Genomic DNA, 21943 nt, shown 5'->3' with positions numbered 1-21943 from the left:
TGCTAAAGAGGGGATTTTCTTTATAAATTTGCTGTCATCTGACTAATTTATATTTGCCATATCAAAGTAGAATAATGATATAAAATCTCGCTCGTTCTTTCCCCCTCTTTATCAAAGAGGGGTAGGGGAGATTTGGCAGAAGATAATACGAAGAAATTATTCAATAAAGTTAAATTTATAAATGCAATTATTTAGATAAAGAATCTATAGCTTGAAATGGTAATGTAATAATTGCTAATGGAATCATAAGAATAGCAACGCCCCCCAAACAACAGCCATTGAAGCTCCCTCTTTGGTCCCTTCATAATCAAAACTTGTTGATTTTTTATATTCAATAAAATTTGTTTTTAATGGTTTAGAGAGCTTTCCTTTAATCAAGATCTCATCTTTATTCTGAAGCTTTACAAGCTCACCATGACTTATTCCAAAAAGTAAGTCAGGATTTCCCTGAGAGGATTTGTAAACATCACGTTTATTAAATAAACTTTCTATCTCCTTTTTAGTCAATTTTTTGCTATCAAGTTCAATAAATACGAATGCTTTAATTTTGTTATCTTCACTATTTTTTTCAATACGATCTATGCGTGCTTCTTTAAAAGCTTTCATATCTTTAGAATTTAAAAAATTAATGAAATTTTGCACATCTTCAGATTTAGAAGATGAGAATTGATAGCTATTTAAATCTCCTATGGCATAAATATTATTGTTTGCAATAAAAAAGGCTTGGATCACCTCTGTTTGTTTAGATATTTCTTTTTTATTGGTTGTACATCCAACTATAAATAAGATAGAAATAACAAGTAAAAGAAATTTTTTCATTATTTTATCTCCACCACATCCGGCAATTTCTCCAATTGATTCACCAACAAATCAAAAGTGCGGTCAGATTTTACAGTGATTTTTAACTTCACTTGGGTTTCTACCAATGCCATATCCATATTAGTCACAGTGAAACCACGTAAACGAATAACGCGTAATACACGTTCTAAAACCTCTGGGCGATGTTGAGCGATCAAGTCAAAAGTATATTGATTCATCTTAAATTTCCTCCAACATATCGGCATTACATGCACCTGGTGGGACTAATGGCCATACGCATTCTTCAGGTGGAATGCATACTTGTAGCAAATAAGCGGTTTCGCTATTTAATAAGCGATTAAGTGCTGCATCCACGTCATCAGCGCGCTCAATGCGTTCAGCTGGAATATCAAAAGCTTTCGCTAACATCACGAAATCAGGGTTATCTTCTAAAATGGTTTCAGAGCGGCGTTTGTTCCAGAAAAGGTCTTGCCATTGACGCACCATACCAAGACGTTGGTTATCTAACAGTAAAATTTTCACGGGTAATTTGCCGCGTTTGATTGAACCTAATTCTTGAATGTTCATCATCAATGAACCATCACCCGTGACTAAAATCACTTCATCATGAGGACGTGCTTTTTTCGCGCCCACCGCTGCAGGTAAACCAAATCCCATGGTGCCGAAGCCCGCAGAGGTAATATAGTTTTCTGGTGCGAAATGACGCATATGTTGTGCTGACCACATTTGGTGTTGACCAACATCGGTACAAATCACCGCATTTTGAGGTTTACGCTGTGAAAGAGTGTTGAGCAATGCCCAAGGGTCAATCGGTCGATTACCTGCATTGTTGATATAAGTAAAATCGAGTTTGGCTTTCAGCGCTTGAATATGTGTACGCCAATCATCAATCGCAAGCGGGATACTTAAAGCCTCTAAAGCTTGAATTAAATCACCTTGAAGGGCAACATTGGCCACACGAAGTTTATTGATTTCAGCCGCATCAATATCACAATGAATGACTTTAGCTTGTGGCGCAAAACTGTCTAATTTGCCTGTCACGCGGTCGTCAAAACGTGCACCGCACACTAACAATAAATCACATTCGTGTACGGCAATATTGGCAGGTCTTGTGCCGTGCATACCAATCATGCCCATATAAACGGGATCGGTCGGGTCAATTGAGCCTAAACCTTTTAATGTTGAAACAGATGGCATTTTGGTAATTTGTAGGAATTTTTTGACCGCTTGTGTAGCTTTCGCCATGCCTACACCACCACCGACATAAAGCACCGGTTTTTTCGCTTGTGCCAATAATGTTTTTGCTTCAGCTAATTTTAATTCTGAAAGTGCGGTTGGTTTTACGGTTGGTTTGACAATAGGTTTGATATGTTCTGGTACATCGCCAACTTGGATGTTACGAGGGACATCGATGAGAACAGGGCCTGGTCTGCCGCTTTGTGCAATTTGGAAAGCAGAAGCAATAATTTCAGGAAGTTCTTCAACAGATTGAACAATATAGCTGTGTTTGGTACACGCAAGGGATAAACCTAAAACATCAGCTTCTTGGAAAGCATCTGTACCGATAAGTGGTGCTGCTACTTGACCAGTAAATGCCACGATAGGTACAGAATCAGCAAAGGCATCGCCTAAACCTGTTACTAAGTTGGTTGCACCTGGACCTGATGTTGCGACACATACGCCAACTTTGCCCGTAGAGCGAGCATAACCAATTGCGGCTATTGCTGCACCTTGTTCGTTACGGCAAAGAAGATGGTCAAGAGCTGAGTCATAAATTGCATCATAGGTTGGCATGATTGCCCCGCCTGGGTAGCCGAAAAGATCGGTTACGCCATGCGCTTTTAGACATTGAATGATGAGTTGTGCACCTGTCATATTGCTTCCTATTTTATGATTATTGATATAGTTTATTAAAAGCTTAAGTTCAGCATTGTAGCTGAATTTTTCTATTTTTAGACAGGTTTTTACAAAAATACAAGCGAAAAAAACACGATAAAAAATATTATCGTGTTTTTTGATGAAAAGAGACATTAGAAAATGTGATATTTTCTGTGTCTAAAATTAGAAACCAGCTTGTTTTTCTAATTGTTCAACAAGTGCATCATCTAAGCCTAATGCTTTTGCTAAATCTGCTAAGAAAATGATTTCTTTGCGAGATAAATCTTTGCTTACTAAACGAGCAGCTAAATATACATTGCTTGCAAGTGCAGTATCGTTGCCTACAAGACGTGCAATTTCATTGATAGAAATTGGATTTTGGATTTCTTGTGCAATCCATTGTGCTAATTCAGGGTTGTTACCTGCTTCGTTTGCAATAGTTTGTTTTTCATCTTCAGTAATTTCACCATCTGCTGCCGCTGCGGCGATCATTGTGCGTAAAATTAATTCACCTGTATCGATATAAGTTGATGAATTTAATACATCAAACGCATTTTCTGAGATGTTTGGTTGGCTGCTTTGTTGGGATTTTTGATAGTTTTGGTAAGCTTGATAAGCAAGGTTACCTAATACAGCAAGTGAGCCTAATTTTGCTAAACTTGCACCACCACTACGGCCTAAAATCATTGATAAAATACCGCCTAATGCAGCACCGCCACCTACTTTAGTGATAGAGTCAATAGTTTGGTTGCCGGTTTCAAGTTTGCTTGCAGAGTTTTTAGCGACATCTAAAACTTGATTTAAAATGCTGTTGAGATCCATAAATGTTTCCTTTTCAGTTTGGTGTAAATAAAAATTTAATTGTGTGATTAGACAGTTAAATTTGAAAAAAATTCACTGAATTTAATCTCTCTTTAAATCGAGTTCTTGACTCGGTTTTAGAATTCATTATATTGAAATCTTTCTTCATTCAAAAGGAACTTAATATGGCGCAGTCAAACGCAAAGCGTGAGACCTTCTCCGGTCGGAAAGCATTTATTATGGCGGCAATTGGATCCGCTGTTGGCTTAGGAAACATCTGGCGTTTCCCTTATACCACTTATGAAAACGGAGGCGGTGCATTTATTATCCCTTACCTCATTGCTCTTTTAACCGCTGGTATTCCATTGCTTTTCTTAGATTACGCAATTGGTCATCGCCATCGTGGAGGTGCGCCACTTTCTTATCGTCGCTTTAACCCACATTTTGAAGTGTTTGGTTGGTGGCAGGTGATGGTCAATGTCATTATCGGGCTTTACTATGCAGTAGTATTAGGTTGGGCGGCAAGCTATACCTACTTCTCACTTAATTCTGCTTGGGGCGATCAACCAATTGATTTCTTCTTACATGAATTCTTAAAAATGGGGGAGATCAGTAATGGAGTGAGCTTTGAGTTTGTCGGCATGATAACTGGTCCATTAATCGCGGTATGGTTAGTAGCATTAGGCGTACTTTCTTTAGGTATTAAAAAAGGGATTTCTAAATCTGCAGATATCTTAATGCCTGTTTTAGTGGTGATGTTTGTGGCGTTGGTTGTTTATTCTTTATTCTTACCAGGTGCAGAAAAAGGCTTGAATGCGTTATTTACCCCAGACTGGTCTAAATTGTCTAACCCAAGTGTGTGGATTGCGGCTTACGGTCAAATCTTCTTCTCTCTTTCTATTTGTTTCGGGATTATGATCACTTATGCGTCTTACCTGAAAAAAGATTCTGATTTAACAGGAAGTGGTTTAGTTGTTGGCTTTGCGAACTCAAGCTTTGAAGTACTTGCAGGTATCGGTGTATTTGCGGCATTAGGCTTTATTGCAGCTGCACAAGGTGTGGAAGTGAGTGAGGTGGCAAAAGGCGGTATTGGTTTAGCCTTCTTTGCATTCCCAACCATCATTAATAAAGCACCATTTGGTGAAGTGTTAGGGGTATTGTTCTTCGGTTCATTAACTTTCGCAGCATTAACTTCATTTATCTCTGTTATTGAAGTAATTATTTCTGCGGTACAGGATAAACTTCGCATTCGTCGTTCAAAAGTGACCTTTATCGTCGGTTTACCAATGATGGTGGTATCAGTAATTTTATTCGGTACCACAACCGGCTTACCAATGCTTGATGTGTTCGATAAATTTGTGAACTACTTTGGTATTGTAGCGGTCGCATTTGTTTCATTAATTGTGATTGTAGCAAATGAAAAACTAGGTTTATTAGGCAACCACTTAAATCAAAGCTCTTCATTTAAAGTCGGTTTTTTATGGCGTTTATGCATTGTCATCACCACGGGTATTCTTGCCTTTATGTTATTTAGTGAAGGTGCGAAGGTATTTACAGAAGGTTATGAAGGTTATCCAAGTTGGTTCGTAAATACCTTTGGTTGGGGTATGGCAATTTTGCTTGTAGTCGTTTCGTTCATTCTTTCTCGCTTAAAATGGAAAAATGAAGAGAACTTTAATCTTGAAGAAAAAGGAGAATAAAGATGACAAGTATTGCAATTGCAATGATGATTGTGGCGCTTCTTGTGATTTGGGGAGGCTTGATCTTTGCTTTAATTAGACTTCCAAAAGAAGAGAAATAAAGTCAAAATTGACCGCACTTTGAAATAAGTAGGGCGTGCTGAGCACGCCCTTTTTTGTTATTTAGATAAATCGATTTGATATACCGCAAAGCCCACTTCATCAGTGCCGACTTTCTTCATTGGATATTGTGCATTATCTTGAATAAATTTCGCTGCCTGTTCGCTTGGCGAGGTTTCAAAACGCACATCTAATTTATCGTTACCTTTAATCGGTGCAAAACGCCAGTTTTTATCCGCACTTGGGTTTACATGGCCATGCTTTTCACTTTCTGCTTTGATGTAATCCGCAAGAATTTGGCGGTTTTCATCAGGAGAAGCGTAAACAATGTGTGCATCGCCTGTGCCTGGGAATTTATTACCGTAAGCTCGATAGTTATTAGTCGCAATTAAGAATTCTGCTTTTGGATCAACCGGTTTACCTTGGTAAGTTAAATTCACTACACGGTGTGAATTCGGGTTAATCAATTTGCATTCGCCATCATAACGCGCTGGTTGAGTGAGGTCGAATTCATAATTTACACCGTCAATCACATCATAGTTATAAGTACGGAAGCCTTCCCAATCAAGTAAAGATTGTGGTTTGTCACTTGTAGGATCGATTTGTTTGAACATACCTGCGCTACATTCCAACCATTCTTTCAATTCTTCACCCGTTGCTTTCACCACAATTAAGGTATTTGGATAGAGATATAAATCTGCCGCATTACGGAAGGTTAATTCACCTTTGTTCACCTCTGTATAGCCAGTAGGGTCATTTTTACGTCCACCTGCTTTAAATGGTGCGCCTGCACTTAAAATTGGTAAGCCTGCCATTGCTGCAACACTTGGTGCTACTTTTTCAACATAAGCTTTTTGTGCTTGGTTCACAATTTGAATAGTTGGGTCATCTTGCACTAAGGCTAAGTAGCTATACATGTTATCGGTGGCTTTACCGATTGGTTGCGCCACGAATTCACGGGTGGCTTCATGCACAGGTTTTAAAAGTGCGGTCAATTCTGCGTCACTTTCTGTGGTCGCTTTTTTGTTTTCAGCGTCGTAAATTGGGCGAAGAGCCGCTTTACCATCAGCCACTAACCATTTGCCATTGTGTTGAGCAAGGGTTAAGTCGATTACACTGATGTTATTTGCCCAGTAACCTGCCATACTTTCAGGCACGCCTTTCACAGTACCTTTAGCAATATCTGCATTTGGTGATTTTGCAAACTCTTTATTTGGGAATAAACGGTGAGAGTGACCGAAAACAATCGCATCAATGTGCGGTATATCAGCAAGATAGAATGCTGAGTTTTCTGCACCTTCTTGATATGGCTCGTCAGATGGGCCTGTGTGCGCAAGTGCCACAATAATATCTGCACCTTTTTGTTTCATTTCTGGCACATATTTTTGTGCGGTTTTCACGATATCGCGGGTTTCTACTTTGCCTTGTAAGTTCGCTTTATCCCACACCATAATTTGTGGTGGCACAAAACCGATATAACCAATGTTTAGTTTATGCGTTTCACCTTGGCTATCCACCACTTCTTTTGTTTGGATTACATAAGGCGTGAAATAGGGCTCTTCGGTACCGACTTTCACTACGTTAGCATTGATGATAGGGAATTTCGCTTGTTTAATCGCATCCGCTAAATAATCTAAGCCATAGTTAAACTCGTGGTTACCTAATGTCCCTACTTCATAGTGCATCGCATTTAAGCAATCCACGGCTGGGTTTGATTTGCCTTCTTTATAACCTTTAGCTGCTTGATAGTCAGCAATTGGGTTACCTTGAATTAGGTCACCGTTATCAACTAAAACGCTGTTTTTCACTTCTTGACGAGCTTGACGAATCAAGCTTGCTGCACGGGTAAAACCGAATTTCTCAGTCGGTGCATCTTTGTAGTAATCGAAGTCAGTTAAAAAACTGTGAATATCGGTCGTTGCCACAATACGTAAATCGACTTGTGTGTCGCTTTTCGCAAAAGCAAAACGGCTTGCACTTAACGCTAAAATGCTGCTTGCGCCAAGTTGGATGAAATCTCTTCTGTTGATCATATGAGCTCCTGTTGTATAAAAATCGGCAAGATTTTAAATCTCTTTTATATATAAAGAAAGCGCAATATAAAGTTCTGAAATGAAGTGTGATATGCATCACAAAATAAGGGATTTAATTTGATTGCAAAACTTCACGTTTGGGACAAAAATAGGGTATTAAATCCGCTAAAAATTACTTCATTCACAGTAAGGTAGCCATTTATTGATGGCATCCGATAAGGAGATCGCTATGGCTTTTAATCTTAAAAATAGACACCTATTGAGTCTTGTTCATCACACAGAACGTGAAATTAAATATCTCTTAGATCTCTCCCGAGATTTGAAACGAGCCAAATATGCAGGCACAGAACAACAAAAATTAAAAGGCAAAAATATAGCGCTCATCTTTGAAAAAAACTCCACCCGCACACGCTGTGCATTCGAAGTCGCTGCTTATGACCAAGGCGCACAAGTCACCTACATCGACCCGAACTCCTCTCAAATTGGCCACAAAGAAAGTATGAAAGATACCGCCCGCGTATTAGGCAGAATGTATGATGGCATTGAATATCGTGGCTTTAAACAAAGTACCGTGCAAGAACTTGCTGATTATGCTAGTGTGCCGGTATTCAATGGTTTAACCGATGAATTCCACCCAACACAAATGCTTGCCGACGTACTTACCATGATTGAACATTGCGATAAACCATTAAGCGAAATTAGCTATGTATATATTGGGGATGCTCGCAATAACATGGGTAATTCACTTTTATTAATTGGTGCAAAATTAGGTATGGATGTTCGTATTTGTGGACCTAAAGCATTATTACCAGAAGCAAGTCTTGTGGAAATGTGCGAAAAATTTGCGAAAGAAAGTGGCGCTCGTATTACTGTAACTGAAGATATCGACAAAGCTGTGAAAGGTGTAGATTTTGTCCATACTGATGTGTGGGTTTCAATGGGTGAACCATTAGAAACTTGGGGCGAACGCATTAAATTATTACTTCCTTATCAAGTCACACCTGAATTAATGAAACGCACTGGTAATCCAAAAGTGAAATTTATGCACTGCTTACCTGCCTTCCATAACAGTGAAACCAAAGTGGGTCGTCAAATTGCTGAAAAATATCCTGAATTAGCGAATGGTATTGAAGTAACTGAAGATGTATTTGAATCGCCAATGAACATTGCATTTGAACAAGCAGAAAACCGTATGCACACAATTAAAGCAGTCATGGTTGCGAGTTTAGCTTAGGAAGGATCTAGATAAATTGGTATATTTATTTATCATCTAATTTTAAGGATAAAATATTTCCATACTTTTGTAGTTTTATTTTTATGTAAAATTTAAATTTATTTTTTGATAATGATCACGTTTTTTGAAAAATATTATTGACATAATATTTACACAAGCAGAGAATGTACCCAACAAAGGTTAGTTTAGATAGAAAGAGGGATTTTTTCTATGCTATTTCGTACATATATACACAGATATGTCCATACAAAGGCATTAAGACTTTTACGGTTTAATCCGATAAAAGGTCGTTCTTTAATGGCTCATATTCGTCGCATTCGTCATATTATGATGCCATCTTATCGTTCTTGTTTCTCATACTCTTTATTTGCTTCTCAAAACAAACCATCCAACACGGCTCTCTAAACAGAGTTGTTCTCTCTGTTTAGAGAGTCTCCACAGATTAATTTCTGGATATTTTTGTATTGCCTAGAACAGGTAAGAAATATCTTTAGGAATTAACTTAATCTTATTTAATTTAAAATAAATATATTCTTACTTTAGTTTTTATAATAAAAAACTAGATAGGGTTATTTTATTCTAAATAAATCTATTGCATTATTAAAATTAATAATGCTGGGTAACTTTACGTCAAAAATAAATGAAGGAGTTCATTATGCCAAACTTAAAAATTGCATATAGCCCAAAAGTTGAACAATATTTCTCTACAAATAGAGAATTAGTTGAGATTGCTAAAACAGACTTTACAGATGTTGCAGCCATCGTATTAAGTTCAAGTGATGTAGGTGAATACCTCGATAGAATTCAAGCAACAAAATTCGGCGTTCCTGTATTCGTTGTTCAAACAGAAGAACAACAAGTGGATCCAAAATTCTATGATTCTATTTACCATATTCAAGATTTAAACGGTTATGACATCAAACTTTATAGCCGTCAAATCGAAACTGCATCGAAACTTTATGAAGAAAAAATGTTACCTCCATTCTTCAAAATGTTAAGTGAATATGTAGAAATGGGTAATATTGCTTTTGACTGCCCGGGACATCAAGGTGGTCAATACTATCGTAAACATCCAGCAGGTCGTTTCCTTTATGACTTCTACGGTGAAAACATTTTCCGTTCGGATATTTGTAATGCGGACGTGAAATTAGGTGACTTGTTAATTCACGAAGGGGCAGCTTGTGATGCACAAAAATATGCGGCTCAAGTATTCAATGCAGATAAAACTTACTTCGTATTGAATGGTACATCTTCTTCAAACAAAGTTGCGTTAAATGCTGTACTTGCTCCAGGCGATTTAGTGTTATTTGACCGTAATAACCATAAATCAAACCACCATGGTGCATTAATTCAAGCGGGTGCAACCCCAATTTACTTAGAAACTGCTCGTAACCCATTTGGTTTCATTGGTGGTATCGATAGTCACTGCTTCGAAGAAGATTATTTGAAATCATTAATTAAAGAAGTGGCGCCTGAAAAATTAAACCAAAAACGTCCATTCCGTTTAGCTGTTATTCAATTAGGTACTTATGACGGTACAATTTATAACGCACGTCAAGTGGTAGATAAAATTGGTCATCTTTGTGACTACATCTTATTCGACTCTGCATGGGTAGGTTATGAACAATTCATTCCAATGATGAAAGACTGCTCGCCATTATTGCTTGAATTAAATGAAAATGACCCAGGTATTTTAGTGACACAATCTGTTCATAAACAACAAGCAGGTTTCTCACAAACTTCACAAATTCACAAAAAAGATAAACACATTAAAGGTCAAGATCGTTATGTAAACCACAAACGTTTCAATAATGCCTTTATGCTACATGCGTCAACTAGTCCGTTCTATCCGTTATTTGCTACGTTAGATGTGAATGCGAAAATTCAAGGTAGTGAAGCTGGTCGTCGATTATGGCATGAATGTGTGAAAGTCGGTATCGAAGCACGTAAATTAGTATTAAATCACTGTGAATTAATTCGTCCATTTATTCCAACCACAATTAAAGGTAAAAAATGGCAAGATTATGACACAGAAGAAATCGCAACTAATCTCGAGTTCTTCAAATTCCACCCAACAGATACATGGCATAAATTTGAAGGTTATGCTGATGAACAATACTTCGTTGACCCATGTAAATTCTTGCTTACCACACCGGGTATTAGCTTAGAAACAGGTGAATATGAAGAATTTGGTGTACCAGCAACCATTCTTGCTAACTACTTACGTGAAAACGGTATTATTCCGGAAAAATGTGACTTGAACTCAATCTTATTCTTGCTCACTCCGGCAGAAACTCTCACCAAAATGCAAACTTTAGTTGCTCAAATCGCCTTGTTTGAAAAACACATTAAACAAGACTCTTTATTAAAAGATGTCTTACCAACTGTGTATAAAAACAATGAAGATCGTTACAAAGGTTACACCATTCGTCAATTATGCCAAGAAATGCATGATCTTTATGTAAGCCGCAATGTAAAACAACTTCAAAAAGATTTGTTCCGCAAAGCGACATTACCAGAATATGTATTAAATCCACATGATGCAAATATTGAGTTAGTACGTAACAAAGTTGAACTCGTTCCGTTGACTGATATTGTTGGTCGTGTGGCTGCGGAAGGTGCGTTACCTTATCCTCCAGGTGTGTTATGTGTAGTGCCAGGAGAAAAATGGAGCACTACAGCACAACAATATTTCCTTGCATTAGAAGAAGGTATCAACACATTACCTGGCTTCGCACCTGAAATCCAAGGGGTTTACTTACAAAAAGACCCTGATGGACGTACTCGTGCATATGGCTATGTTTTAACTGACTATTAATAAAGTGAGGTTGTGAGGATCTTCTTCATAACTCTCTCAGCACAAACAAAAAAGTGCGGTTAAAAACATCTGATTTTTTGACCGCACTTGTAGGAGTATAAATTATGAGTGCTAAAAGTAATAAAATTGGTGTGGTACAACTCACCATTCTTACCATGGTTAATATGATGGGTTCTGGTATCATTATGTTACCGACTAAATTAGCCGAAATTGGAACCATTTCAATAGTATCTTGGCTGGTCACAGCGGTTGGCTCAACTGCATTAGCATATGCATTTGCCCAATGTGGAATGTTTAGCAAAAAATCTGGTGGTATGGGCGGTTATGCGGAATACTCTTTCGGTAAAGCCGGTAACTTCATGGCAAACTACACTTACGGTGTATCATTAGTTATTGCCAATACAGCAATCGCAATTTCTGCGGTGGGTTATGGTTCAGAGCTTTTCGGCGCAATCCTTTCACCACTTTCTATCGCATTATGGACTATCTTCACTCTTTGGCTTGCAACCGTTCTTAACTTTGGTGGTGCAAGAATCACCGGTAATATCAGTTCATTTACCATTTGGGGCGTAATTATTCCTGTGGTAGGTATTTCTATCATTGGTTGGAAATGGTTTGATGGTTCAATGTATGTAAACTCTTGGAATCCACACAATGTACCAACTTTTGAAGCGATCGGTGTATCTATTTCAATGACATTATGGGCGTTCTTAGGGTTAGAATCAGCTTGTGCTAACGCAGATGCCGTTGAAAATCCAGAGAAAAACGTACCAATTGCAGTACTTGGTGGTACCTTAGGAGCAGCAGTAATTTATATCGTTTCAACTAACGTGATTGCAGGTATTGTACCTAACCTTGAACTTGCTAATTCAACAGCGCCATTCGGTTTAGCCTTTGCTCATATGTTTGATGAAACTGTCGGTAAAGTTATCATGGGCTTAATGGTGATGTCTTGCTTTGGTTCATTATTAGGCTGGCAGTTCACTATTGCTCAAGTATTCAAATCTTCAGCAGAAGAAGGTTATTTCCCAGCATTTTTCAAAAAAGTTACCAGTAAAGATGCACCTGTTGTTGGTATGATTACCATTACTGCGTTACAAACTTTACTCTCTTTAATGACAATCAGCCCATCATTAAATAAACAATTTAACGTGTTGGTGGACTTAGCAGTGGTTACAAACGTCATCCCATACTTACTCTCAATGGCTGCTCTCGCAGTGTTATTGAAAGCGGAAAATGTTGCGCCACAAAAATATAAAACAACCGTTTTTGTTGCCTTTATTGGTTCACTCTATAGTATCTATGCACTTTATGCAGCCGGTGAACAAGCGATGTTATATGGTTCAATTGTGACCTTTATTGGTTGGACATTGTATGGTTTTGTTTCTTACAAATTTGATCTTAAAAAATCACAAGCTAATTAAAAAAGAAACGCCCACATCTTAATGTAGGCTCTTTCGAGTAGTAATAAGCTAAGTACAAAAGAGCGGTTGAAAATTTAATTGTTTTCAACCGTTCTTTTTATTTAGGACAATACTCTTAACAACACAAGCTGAAATTCTGTTTGTTGGCCGAGTTTTCGGGTGTAACGTTTAACTATGACAAAGGAAAGTGCGGTCAACATAAAGATTAAAATCGCACGGATGGTCTCATTTTCACTGATATAACATGAAATAAAAGCCAGTTTTTCAATTAAATTTTGAACACGATTAAGATTAATTGACATAGTTTTCTCCTGATACGGTTTATTTTTTGATATTCGTCAAACAATAATAATTTTTCGTTGAAAATTAACCTTTTCTAAGCGTAATATCGGTATTGCTAAATGCCTCTAAAAAGGAGTGGAAAATGAAAAACATGTTACTGCTCAGTAGCTCAAAATACAAGAACACAGGTTATCTTGAACACACCATACCTTGGTTACAAAATTTCTTGGCTGATTATCATGGTAAAACAATTGCTTTTGTGCCTTATGCTGGGGTACGCCGCACTTTTGATGAATATGAAAAAACTGTGCAAAATGCACTCCCTGATTTAGGGATGAATATTGTTTCCGTTCATCATGGTGAGCTGCATCGAGATATCATTGAACAATCAGATGTCATCGCTATTGGCGGCGGGAATACATTTTGTTTGTTAAAACAACTTTATGAACACAATTTGATTGATATCATTCGTGAAAAAGTAAATAACGGTACGCCTTATTTTGGTTGGAGTGCTGGGGCCAATGTAGCTGGTGCATCCATTATGACAACTAATGATATGCCGATTACTTATCCTCCTTCATTTCAAGCATTACAACTTTTTCCTCATCAAATTAATCCGCACTTTATTTCAGGTAAAATGCAAGGCCACAATGGAGAAAGCCGAGAAGAACGTTTGGCAGAATTTTTACTCGTTAATCCAACTGCATTTGTATATGCATTACCTGAAGGTTCTGCGCTTCATATACAAAATGAAATGGCAACTGTGTTGGGCGAAAATCCTATTTTGTGCTTCAGTGAAAATATGGAATGTGGCACATTTGACATCAATACAACTTTTTCTTATTAACTTAAAAGGAACATATAATGGAATTATTTAAATCCATCGTTGCAGTGATTGGCATTATTGCCACAATTTATTTTCTGATTAAAAAAGCCGAAACCCGAACCGTTTTGATTGGTGTCGGTTTAATAATGTCTATTCTGACGATTAATCCAATGGGCGCATTAGATGCTTTTGCCAAAAGCATGACATCGGGCGGATTAATTATGGCTATCTGTTCTAGTATGGGTTTTGCTTATGTAATGAAATACACTCAATGTGATACTCATCTGGTGCATTTACTTACCAAACCATTAAGCGGATTAAAATTCTTCTTAATTCCGATTGCAACAGTCATCACCTTTTTCATCAATATTGCTATTCCTTCTGCTGCTGGTTGTGCTGCTGCGGTTGGCGCAACATTAATTCCCGTTTTAAAAAGTGCGGGTGTTCGACCAGCTACTGCTGGGGCAGCTATTTTAGCAGGGACTTTTGGCTCAATGATGAGCCCAGGTTCTTCTCACTCAGCAATGATTAGTGAAATGTCAGGCTTAACTATCGCTCAAGTAAACCTTTCACATGCGCCATATAACATGATTGCGGGAGCAATAGGTGCGGTTGTTTTAACAATTCTTGCGCTTGTTTTTAAAGATTATGGTGAACAACATCGCCAAGCTTATCTCGCAGAACAAAAAGAAAGTGAAATTAAAGTTGTTGAAGGCGTCAATGTACTTTATGCCCTTGCACCATTAATACCATTAGTTATTTTAGTGATTGGTGGAACGTCATTACAACAAGTACAGGGTCTTGAATGGACTAAAATGGGTGTGCCTCAAGCGATGTTGATTGGTGCAATTTATGGCATTATAGTCACTCGTATTTCTCCAGTGAAAATCACTGAAGAATTTTTCAATGGTATGGGAAATTCTTATGCAAACGTACTTGGTATCATCATTGCAGCCAGTGTATTTGTAGCAGGTTTAAAATCTACGGGCGCAGTTGATGCTGCAATTTCTTTCTTAAAAGAATCCAACGAATTTGTACGTTGGGGTGCAACAATTGGACCATTCTTAATGGGCTTAATTACAGGTTCTGGCGATGCTGCAGCGATTGCCTTTAACAGTGCCGTCACACCACATGCTGTAGAACTCGGATACACTCATGTAAATCTAGGTATGGCAGCAGCCATTGCGGGTGCAATTGGTCGTACAGCTTCACCAATTGCAGGTGTAACCATTGTTTGTGCAGGCCTTGCGATGGTAAGCCCAGTAGAAATGGTAAAACGTACCGCACCAGGCATGATACTTGCTGTTTTATTCTTAGCATTATTTATGTTGTAGAAATAATAAAAAATTGACCGCACTTAAATAAAGTGCGGTCAATTTTTATAGACTTTTAAAGGAGAAAAAAATGAACTTAGATTTAAATCAACTTGTTAAATGGCGTCGTGAATTTCATCGTTTTCCAGAAATTGGTTGGAGTGAATTTTGGACAACTTCTCGCATTGCAGATTACTTGGAAGACTTAGGTTGTTTTGAAATTTTTCTTGGTAAACAGATTATAAATCCTGACTTTGTTCGTGGACGAAAACAAGCCGTAGTAGATAAAGGCTTAACTAATGCAAAAGCCTATGGAGCCAATGAAAAATGGCTCGAAAAAATGGAAGGATATACTGGTTGTGTGGCATTATTTGATTCAGGTAAACCAGGAAAAACTATTGCATTACGTTTTGATATAGACTGTGTGAATGTAACGGAAACTCGTTCACCCGAGCATATTCCAAATAAAGAAGGTTTTGCCTCAATTAACGATGGTTTTATGCATGCTTGTGGACATGATTCACACATTACAATAGGTTTAGGCATTGCATTATGGATCGCTCAGAACAAAGATAAACTCACTGGAAAAGTAAAAATTGTATTCCAACCAGCAGAAGAAGGTGTTCGAGGTGCAGCAGCCATTGCACAAAGTGGCATAATTGATGATGCAGATTATTTTGCTTCTTCACACATTAGTTTTTGCGCAAATACAGGCACTGTTATTGCTAATCCAAGAAATTTTCTTTCCACTACAAAAATTGATATTCGCTATAAAGGTAAACCAGCCCACGCAGGTGCTGCCCCCCATTTAGGTCGTAATGCTTTATTAGCTGCAGCGCATACAGCCACTCAACTTCATGGTATTGCACGCCATGGTGAAGGCATGACAAGAATTAATGTGGGTGTGCTAAAAGCGGGTGAAGGACGAAATGTCATTCCATCCTCTGCTGAATTACAATTAGAAGTGCGGGGAGAAAATAAAGCAATTAATGAATATATGACTGAACAAGTCATGCAAATAGCCAAAGGTATCTCCATAAGTTTTGATGTAGTGTATGAAACTGAAATTGTAGGTGAAGCCGTGGATATGAATAATGATGTTGAACTTATAAAACTCATCGAAGAAATATCTCTTGAACAACCACAAATAAATAACGTAAATTCAGATTATGCTTTCAATGCAAGTGAAGATGCGACTATTTTAGGTAGACGTGTACAAGAACACGGAGGCAAAGCTATTTACTTCATTCTTGGTGCAGATCGAACAGCAGGTCATCATGAAGCTGAATTTGATTTTGATGAAAATCAATTGTTTACTGGGGTTAATATTTATATTTCTTTAGTACAAAGATTATTATCTTAATAGAAAAGCCTACATCTTCATGTAGGCTCTTTCGAGTAGTAATAAGCTAAGTATAAAAGAGCGGTTGAAAATTTAATTGTTTTCAGCTGTTCTTTTTATTTAGGACAACACTCTCAACAAAACAGGCTGAAATTCTGTTTGTTGGCCGAGTTTGTGGGTGTAACGTTTAACCATCACAAAGGAAAGTGCGGTCAAAATAAAGATTAAAATCGCACGGATGAGCTCATTTTCACTGATATAGTTAGAAAGTAATGTTGCAAACAATAGAGTGAAAAGCGGCACGATATACATTAATAATGCAGAAAATAACATGGATTTTTCTTCTAGACCGATTTCTACCATTTGGCCTGCACGGAGTGGCGTGATGGTTTCTACCGTGAAGATATGTTCACCTCGTTTTCCGTTAAGCTCAGAAAGGGAAGCTGTTCCACAGGCTTCTCTAGCCGAACAAGCTCCACAGGCACTTTGTGATTGACATTTCACTTTAGCAAGGCCTGTTTTCGCATCATAGCTCATTACAACTGCACTTTCTTTTAGCATTGTGCTTCTCCCATATAAATATCAAAGCGGTGATTTTTGGTTTCACGACTAACATGGGGCGCTTTTTGCGCTAAGAATTCCGCATAATCAGGACGTTTTACCACCACGCGTTTACGGGCTAATTGTAGCGCAGGTGTCAAGAGCTCATCGGCATCCAAATCTGCACCAACCAAATGTTGGAATACCCGCATTTCTTTTTTAACTAGGGCGGATTTTTGCTTGTGTGGATACATTGGATCCAAATACACTACATCGGCACTCTCGGTTTGTGGATTAAGTTCGGCAATATGATGAACATCTAGTAATTGCATATTTTGTTGCATCATTTCACCTATTTCTGCATCCTGATAGGCGCGGTTGAGTCCATCCTGCAATAGCAAATATACTACTGGATGACGTTCTACTAAGCGCACTTGGCAACCGATAGAAGCTAAAACAAAGGCATCTCGACCAAGCCCTGCTGTGGCATCAATCACGGAAGGCAATTCTGAGCCCTTAATGCCTACAGCTTTGGCAACTGCCTCACCACGACCTCCACCGAATTTACGACGATGAGCCATCGCACCGGCTACGAAATCTACAAAGACATCGCCCAACTTAGGTTCATCCAGTTTACGTAGGGCAAGGTGGGTTTCGGTTCGCACCAATGCAAGCGGGCTTTCAGTACAATGCTCAATACCAAAAGGGGAACAAAGTGCGGTCAATTCCGACGATGTTCCCGCTTCAGCAAGCAGTTGAATTTTTATTTTCTCACCAGCCATACGCCGCTTTCCATATGATCTGTATAAGGGAATTGATCAAACAGCGCCGCTTTTTCAATGCGGTGGGTTTGGCTTAGGATTTGCAAATTCTCACAAAGGGTATGTGGATTGCAGGAAATATACAAAATACGATCGTAATTCTGCACCAGTTTTACCGTGTCAGGGTCAAGCCCTGCTCGTGGTGGATCCACAAAAATCGTATTGCATTGATAGGCTTTTAAATCAATGCCTTTTAAGCGATTAAACTCACGTACGCCATTCATGGCTTGGGTAAATTCTTCTGCCGACATACGGATAATTTGCAGATTATCTATGCCATTTTTCGCAATATTAAATTGTGCAGCCGCAACAGATGGCTTGGCGATTTCGGTAGCAAGTACTTTGCGGAAGTTTTGTGCAAGGGCGATGGAGAAATTACCGTTACCACAATACAGTTCCAATAAATCCCCTTGCGAACCTTGGGTACAATCAATCGCCCATTCCAACATCTTGCAATTTACCGCTGCATTAGGCTGGGTAAAGCTGTTTTCCACTTGGCGATAAACATAATTACGCCCTTTCACCGGTAACACTTCATCAACAAAATCCTGCTCTAAACAGATTTTTTGTTTACTCGCACGACCAATCAACTGCACATCAAAACCAAGTTGTTGTAATGCTTCTTTTAAGCGTGTAGCAGCGTTTTGCCATTCTTCTGTGAGTTGCTTGTGGTAAAGCAGGCTGACAATAATCTTATTGCTGAGCGTGCTCAAATAATCAATTTGGAACAGTTTTTTATGTAATACTTCCTGAGTTTTTAACAATGGCAGTAAGGTTTTCATCATGCGATTGATCAGTTCGCTGGCAATTGGGAACTCATCCACTCGATAACGCTGTAAGGTGCTTTGGTCAAACATGATGTGATAAAAATCGCCTTTATCATGCCAAATACGAAATTCTGCACGCATCCGATAATGGCTAGTTGGCGAATCAAACACGGCGATTTCTGGGGCGTTAAAGGGCTGCAAAAGTGCGGTCAGCTTTTCGGTCTTTTTTTGCAGGAGTTCGGTATATTGGGAAATGGGTAGTTGCATTGATGTTTACGTTTGAATGATAAATATCCCACAGCCCTTGGCAAGCATGGGGATTGGTAAAAAAGCAAAAGGCAAGCTTCTGCCTGCCTTTTAAAATGTATTATTCGCCAGAATAATCTTCGCCACCAGAAGTCGCTTCGCTCACATCACCCGATAAGGTGTAAACACGTTTTGTGGTGTTGATGCGAGTACGATATTTATTCCACGTTTTTTCGAAGAAAGTTTCCGGCGCACGTTCACCACGGCAAAATGCAACAAATTCTTTTTCTTCTTGTGTCGCTGGATTGCGTTCACCTAAATCTAATGCTTTAAACGCTTGGCCATATTGCTCTAATACTTGGGATTCTTTGATTGTATAATCACCGTGACGGGAAAATCCGCGTGGGTAGTTTTTGTCGTCAAAAAAACGACGAGTAACACTGAAACTAGCAGCCATAAAATCATCTCTCTTCTTTATATTTAAAAACGGCAGGCATTAAACCAATTTTTTTTTATTTTTGCAATAAACCTTTCACGGTTTCTACATAATCTTTGACGAAATCGTCGTAATTTAAGCCTTCAGGGTTTACACGGTATTTGCCATTGACATAGAAATCAGGTACGCCACGTACTTGGAACTGTTCCGCTGCATTTACTTGTTTATTCACTAAACCGTTTACAGCAAAGCTGTTGATGTTGTTATCAAATTGCTCAGCTGTAACGCCGTTATCAATGAAGATTTTGCGAATATCGTTCATTGAGCTTAATTTATCTTGTTGTGCCGCTTCGAATAAAGGCGCTTTCACTTTGTTTTCAGCACCAAGTGCCATCGCTAATGCCCATGCACGAGTGAGGTTTTCAGATTGACGACCTAAGAAATTAACGTGATATTGTTTAAATTCAGTACCTTTTGGTAAGCTTTCTGCAACTTGTTTTGGAATGTGGTATTCCATTTCAAAGGCATAGCAATGTGGGCAGTAGAAAGAGAAGAATTCAATGACTTCTGGTTGTACGGAAGCGGTTTGGCCCACTTGAATGTATTGTTTCCCTTCTTCTAGATTAGCTGCGAATGCATTAAATGAAAATAAAGCACCGAGTAAAAATAAAATGTTTTTCATTTGTTTTCCTTATTTAATAATTCCGCGCGCTTTTAACAATGCGGTTTTAAAATCTTCTTCATAATCTTTTTTGATGCCTGGAATTGGCTCAAATTTATCTGTGCCGTGCATTTTTAAATGATAAATAATAATTTCATCAGATAATTCTGCTACCGATTTATCAAATCCCGCTTCATCAGCAATTTTTTGCAGAATTTGTAGCAAGCTCAGATCTGGGTCTTTAGACCAATAAGGTTGTAAAAGTTCCAATACTTCATTTAAACGCTTACATTTCATTGCTATTTCCTTTTAAATGGAGAAAAATAAGGCTAGATCATACTTCAAATAAGGCAATAAGAAAATATGAAATACACAATAAGTGCGGTTATTTTGGCGGGAGGAAAAGCACGGAGGATGAATGGTGCGGATAAAGGCTTGCAGCTTTTACAAAATAAACCATTAATTAGCCATGTGATTGAACGCTTACAACCTCAAGTGATTGATATTTCAATTAATGCTAATCGTCACCATGCGGAATATGCACAATGGGGTTTTCCTGTATTTTCAGATGAATTGCCTGATTTTCAGGGACCATTGAGCGGTATGTTAACAGCACTCGAACAAGCTAAAACGGATTTCGTGCTTTTTGTGCCTTGTGATAGCCCGTATTTTCCGCAAAACTTATTAGAAAAACTAAAAAGTGCGGTTAAAAATGACCGCACTTTGATGGCTTATGCAAAAGATAAAGCGCGTGAACACCCGACATTTTGTTTGATGTCAGTTCAGCTTAAAGAGAAGTTACGCGCTTATTTAAACCAAGGCGAACGTCGTTTATTACAATTTATGAACAAAAATGGCGCGGTTGCTGTCCAATTTGACGAACAAGAAGGACGATTTGTAAATTTTAATACCTTAGAAGATTTACAATAAATTATTTGTTTAACCTTGAATTTTGTAAAAAATTCTCCATTATTGCCGTGTTTACTTTCTAGTTTATTGAGGAACTTTATTATGATGCGAATCCTTTTATTTTTAGCCACTAACTTTGCTGTGATGCTTGTGTTAGGGATTATTTTAAATGTGACCGGTATTGCAGGAAATAGTACAGGTGGCATTTTAATTATGGCGATGCTTTTTGGTTTTGCCGGATCATTGATTTCATTATTTTTATCAAAAACTATGGCATTACGTTCTGTGGGTGCAGAGGTGATCACCGAACCACGTAATCAAGCTGAACGTTGGTTGGTTGAAACGGTACGTCGTCAAGCGCAACAAGCAGGCATCCCAATACCGGATGTCGCGATTTACCATTCTAATGATGCGAATGCTTTTGCGACGGGTGCAACTAAAAACAATTCTTTAGTGGCAATTAGTACGGGTTTATTAAACGCCATGACGGAAGAAGAAGCTGAAGCGGTATTGGCTCACGAGGTCTCACACATCGCAAACGGTGATATGGTGACTATGACCTTATTACAAGGCGTATTGAATACCTTCGTGATTTTCTTATCTCGCGTGATTGCTAATGTGGTAGCAAGTTCTCGTAATGGTGATGAAGAAAGCCGTAGCTCAGGTATTTACTTCTTGGTTTCAATGGTGTTAGAAATCTTGTTTGGTATTTTAGCGAGCATCATCGCAATGTGGTTCTCTCGTTATCGCGAATACCGCGCAGATGCAGGTTCTGCACAACTTGTCGGTAAAGAAAAAATGATTGCGGCATTGCAACGTTTACAGCAAATTCATGAGCCGCAAGAGATGGAAGGTTCACTTAATGCCTTTATGATTAACGGTAAACGTAGTGAACTCTTTATGAGCCATCCTCCGCTAGAAAAACGAATCGAAGCATTGCGTATATTATAAAAAAAACCTATACACACTTGGTGTATAGGTTTTTTTATTACCT

At 38.3% G+C, this 21943-nt stretch carries 22 protein-coding genes and 1 pseudogene; 11 read left to right on the top strand and 12 right to left on the bottom strand.

All coding sequences use genetic code 11. From position 1 onward, the window contains the following. Positions 1–243: 243 nt before the first annotated feature. The 4 genes from QQS40_RS02960 to QQS40_RS02945 form a co-directional block, all read right to left on the bottom strand. Positions 244–819 (bottom strand): hypothetical protein, encoded by a 576-nt coding sequence (locus QQS40_RS02960; RefSeq protein ID WP_297568737.1) that lies wholly within the window; start codon positions 817–819, stop codon positions 244–246. Then, positions 819–1037, bottom strand: a complete 219-nt coding sequence (ilvM, locus tag QQS40_RS02955) for an acetolactate synthase 2 small subunit (protein ID WP_297568740.1) — start codon at positions 1035–1037, stop codon at positions 819–821. The genes QQS40_RS02960 and ilvM overlap by 1 nt, the downstream gene beginning before the upstream one ends. A gap of 1 nt (position 1038) precedes the next feature. Continuing rightward, a complete protein-coding gene (gene ilvG / locus QQS40_RS02950) occupies positions 1039–2694 on the bottom strand; it encodes an acetolactate synthase 2 catalytic subunit (RefSeq protein ID WP_329506025.1) in 1656 nt (551 codons plus the stop codon). A gap of 186 nt (positions 2695–2880) precedes the next feature. Beyond that, positions 2881–3519: a tellurite resistance TerB family protein gene (locus QQS40_RS02945; protein ID WP_289902351.1), complete on the bottom strand. Its 639-nt coding sequence runs from the start codon at positions 3517–3519 to the stop codon at positions 2881–2883. Positions 3520–3683: 164 nt separating this feature from the next. On the opposite strand from QQS40_RS02945, the gene QQS40_RS02940 reads away from it, so the two are divergent. Both QQS40_RS02940 and QQS40_RS02935 read left to right on the top strand, forming a co-directional pair. Continuing rightward, positions 3684–5198 (top strand): sodium-dependent transporter, encoded by a 1515-nt coding sequence (locus QQS40_RS02940; protein WP_289902350.1) that lies wholly within the window; start codon positions 3684–3686, stop codon positions 5196–5198. A gap of 2 nt (positions 5199–5200) precedes the next feature. Next, positions 5201–5299: a methionine/alanine import family NSS transporter small subunit gene (locus QQS40_RS02935; RefSeq protein ID WP_049355588.1), complete on the top strand. Its 99-nt coding sequence runs from the start codon at positions 5201–5203 to the stop codon at positions 5297–5299. 57 nt (positions 5300–5356) lie between these two features. On the opposite strand, the gene cpdB is transcribed toward QQS40_RS02935, so the two are convergent. Continuing rightward, positions 5357–7330 (bottom strand): 2',3'-cyclic-nucleotide 2'-phosphodiesterase, encoded by a 1974-nt coding sequence (gene cpdB / locus QQS40_RS02930; protein WP_289902349.1) that lies wholly within the window; start codon positions 7328–7330, stop codon positions 5357–5359. Positions 7331–7559: 229 nt separating this feature from the next. On the opposite strand from cpdB, the gene QQS40_RS02925 reads away from it, so the two are divergent. From QQS40_RS02925 to potE, 4 genes are all read left to right on the top strand, one after another. Continuing rightward, entirely contained in the window at positions 7560–8564 is a 1005-nt protein-coding gene (locus QQS40_RS02925; protein ID WP_329506021.1) for an ornithine carbamoyltransferase, read from the top strand. A 297-nt stretch (positions 8565–8861) separates the two neighbouring features. Further along, positions 8862–8969 (top strand): leader peptide SpeFL, encoded by a 108-nt coding sequence (gene speFL / locus QQS40_RS11215; RefSeq protein ID WP_420485557.1) that lies wholly within the window; start codon positions 8862–8864, stop codon positions 8967–8969. Positions 8970–9219: 250 nt separating this feature from the next. Beyond that, a complete protein-coding gene (speF, locus tag QQS40_RS02915; protein ID WP_126469984.1) occupies positions 9220–11382 on the top strand; it encodes an ornithine decarboxylase SpeF in 2163 nt (720 codons plus the stop codon). A gap of 104 nt (positions 11383–11486) precedes the next feature. Beyond that, positions 11487–12806: a putrescine-ornithine antiporter gene (gene potE / locus QQS40_RS02910; RefSeq protein WP_112122537.1), complete on the top strand. Its 1320-nt coding sequence runs from the start codon at positions 11487–11489 to the stop codon at positions 12804–12806. A 101-nt stretch (positions 12807–12907) separates the two neighbouring features. Here the strand turns inward: potE and QQS40_RS02905 are convergent. Continuing rightward, positions 12908–13054, bottom strand: a pseudogene (locus QQS40_RS02905) (SoxR reducing system RseC family protein); the annotation flags it as partial. 176 nt (positions 13055–13230) lie between these two features. On the opposite strand from QQS40_RS02905, the gene pepE reads away from it, so the two are divergent. The 3 genes from pepE to QQS40_RS02890 all read left to right on the top strand — a co-directional run bounded on the left by pepE (position 13231) and on the right by QQS40_RS02890 (position 16590). Beyond that, complete coding sequence (gene pepE, locus QQS40_RS02900; RefSeq protein WP_289902346.1) at positions 13231–13935, top strand: dipeptidase PepE; 705 nt, start codon at positions 13231–13233, stop codon at positions 13933–13935. Between the two features lie 17 nt (positions 13936–13952). Then, positions 13953–15248 (top strand): C4-dicarboxylate transporter DcuC, encoded by a 1296-nt coding sequence (gene dcuC, locus QQS40_RS02895; RefSeq protein ID WP_289902345.1) that lies wholly within the window; start codon positions 13953–13955, stop codon positions 15246–15248. Between the two features lie 70 nt (positions 15249–15318). After that, positions 15319–16590: a M20 family metallo-hydrolase gene (locus QQS40_RS02890; protein ID WP_289902344.1), complete on the top strand. Its 1272-nt coding sequence runs from the start codon at positions 15319–15321 to the stop codon at positions 16588–16590. A gap of 99 nt (positions 16591–16689) precedes the next feature. Here QQS40_RS02890 and QQS40_RS02885 read toward each other — a convergent pair whose 3' ends face one another. From QQS40_RS02885 to QQS40_RS02860, 6 genes are all read right to left on the bottom strand, one after another. Further along, positions 16690–17130 carry a SoxR reducing system RseC family protein gene (locus QQS40_RS02885; protein WP_289902343.1) on the bottom strand — a complete coding sequence of 147 codons (441 nt, stop codon included), beginning with the start codon at positions 17128–17130 and terminating at the stop codon, positions 16690–16692. Beyond that, on the bottom strand, positions 17124–17891 hold the full coding sequence (locus QQS40_RS02880; protein ID WP_289902342.1) for a class I SAM-dependent methyltransferase: 768 nt from the start codon (positions 17889–17891) through the stop codon (positions 17124–17126). The genes QQS40_RS02885 and QQS40_RS02880 overlap by 7 nt, the downstream gene beginning before the upstream one ends. Next, positions 17873–18964 carry a tRNA (uridine(54)-C5)-methyltransferase TrmA gene (gene trmA, locus QQS40_RS02875; protein ID WP_329506013.1) on the bottom strand — a complete coding sequence of 364 codons (1092 nt, stop codon included), beginning with the start codon at positions 18962–18964 and terminating at the stop codon, positions 17873–17875. The genes QQS40_RS02880 and trmA overlap by 19 nt, the downstream gene beginning before the upstream one ends. Positions 18965–19064: 100 nt before the next feature. Continuing rightward, the gene (maoP, locus tag QQS40_RS02870) at positions 19065–19400 is read right to left on the bottom strand and encodes a MaoP family protein (RefSeq protein WP_289902340.1); all 336 of its coding nucleotides are present in this window, start codon (positions 19398–19400) and stop codon (positions 19065–19067) included. A 55-nt stretch (positions 19401–19455) separates the two neighbouring features. Beyond that, a complete protein-coding gene (dsbA, locus tag QQS40_RS02865) occupies positions 19456–20061 on the bottom strand; it encodes a thiol:disulfide interchange protein DsbA (protein ID WP_289902339.1) in 606 nt (201 codons plus the stop codon). A gap of 9 nt (positions 20062–20070) precedes the next feature. Continuing rightward, complete coding sequence (locus QQS40_RS02860) at positions 20071–20337, bottom strand: YihD family protein (protein ID WP_289902338.1); 267 nt, start codon at positions 20335–20337, stop codon at positions 20071–20073. Between the two features lie 66 nt (positions 20338–20403). Here QQS40_RS02860 and mobA point away from each other — a divergent pair, with 66 nt between their 5' ends. Both mobA and htpX read left to right on the top strand, forming a co-directional pair. After that, on the top strand, positions 20404–20970 hold the full coding sequence (gene mobA, locus QQS40_RS02855; RefSeq protein WP_289902337.1) for a molybdenum cofactor guanylyltransferase MobA: 567 nt from the start codon (positions 20404–20406) through the stop codon (positions 20968–20970). Between the two features lie 78 nt (positions 20971–21048). Beyond that, the gene (gene htpX, locus QQS40_RS02850; RefSeq protein WP_289902391.1) at positions 21049–21900 is read left to right on the top strand and encodes a protease HtpX; all 852 of its coding nucleotides are present in this window, start codon (positions 21049–21051) and stop codon (positions 21898–21900) included. Positions 21901–21943 lie beyond the last annotated feature (43 nt).

Source organism: Haemophilus parainfluenzae, assembly GCF_036288925.1.
In the GTDB taxonomy this organism is placed as follows: domain Bacteria; phylum Pseudomonadota; class Gammaproteobacteria; order Enterobacterales; family Pasteurellaceae; genus Haemophilus_D.
Note: the sequence above shows the minus strand (reverse complement) of the source record. Positions and strands in the feature narration are given on the sequence as shown.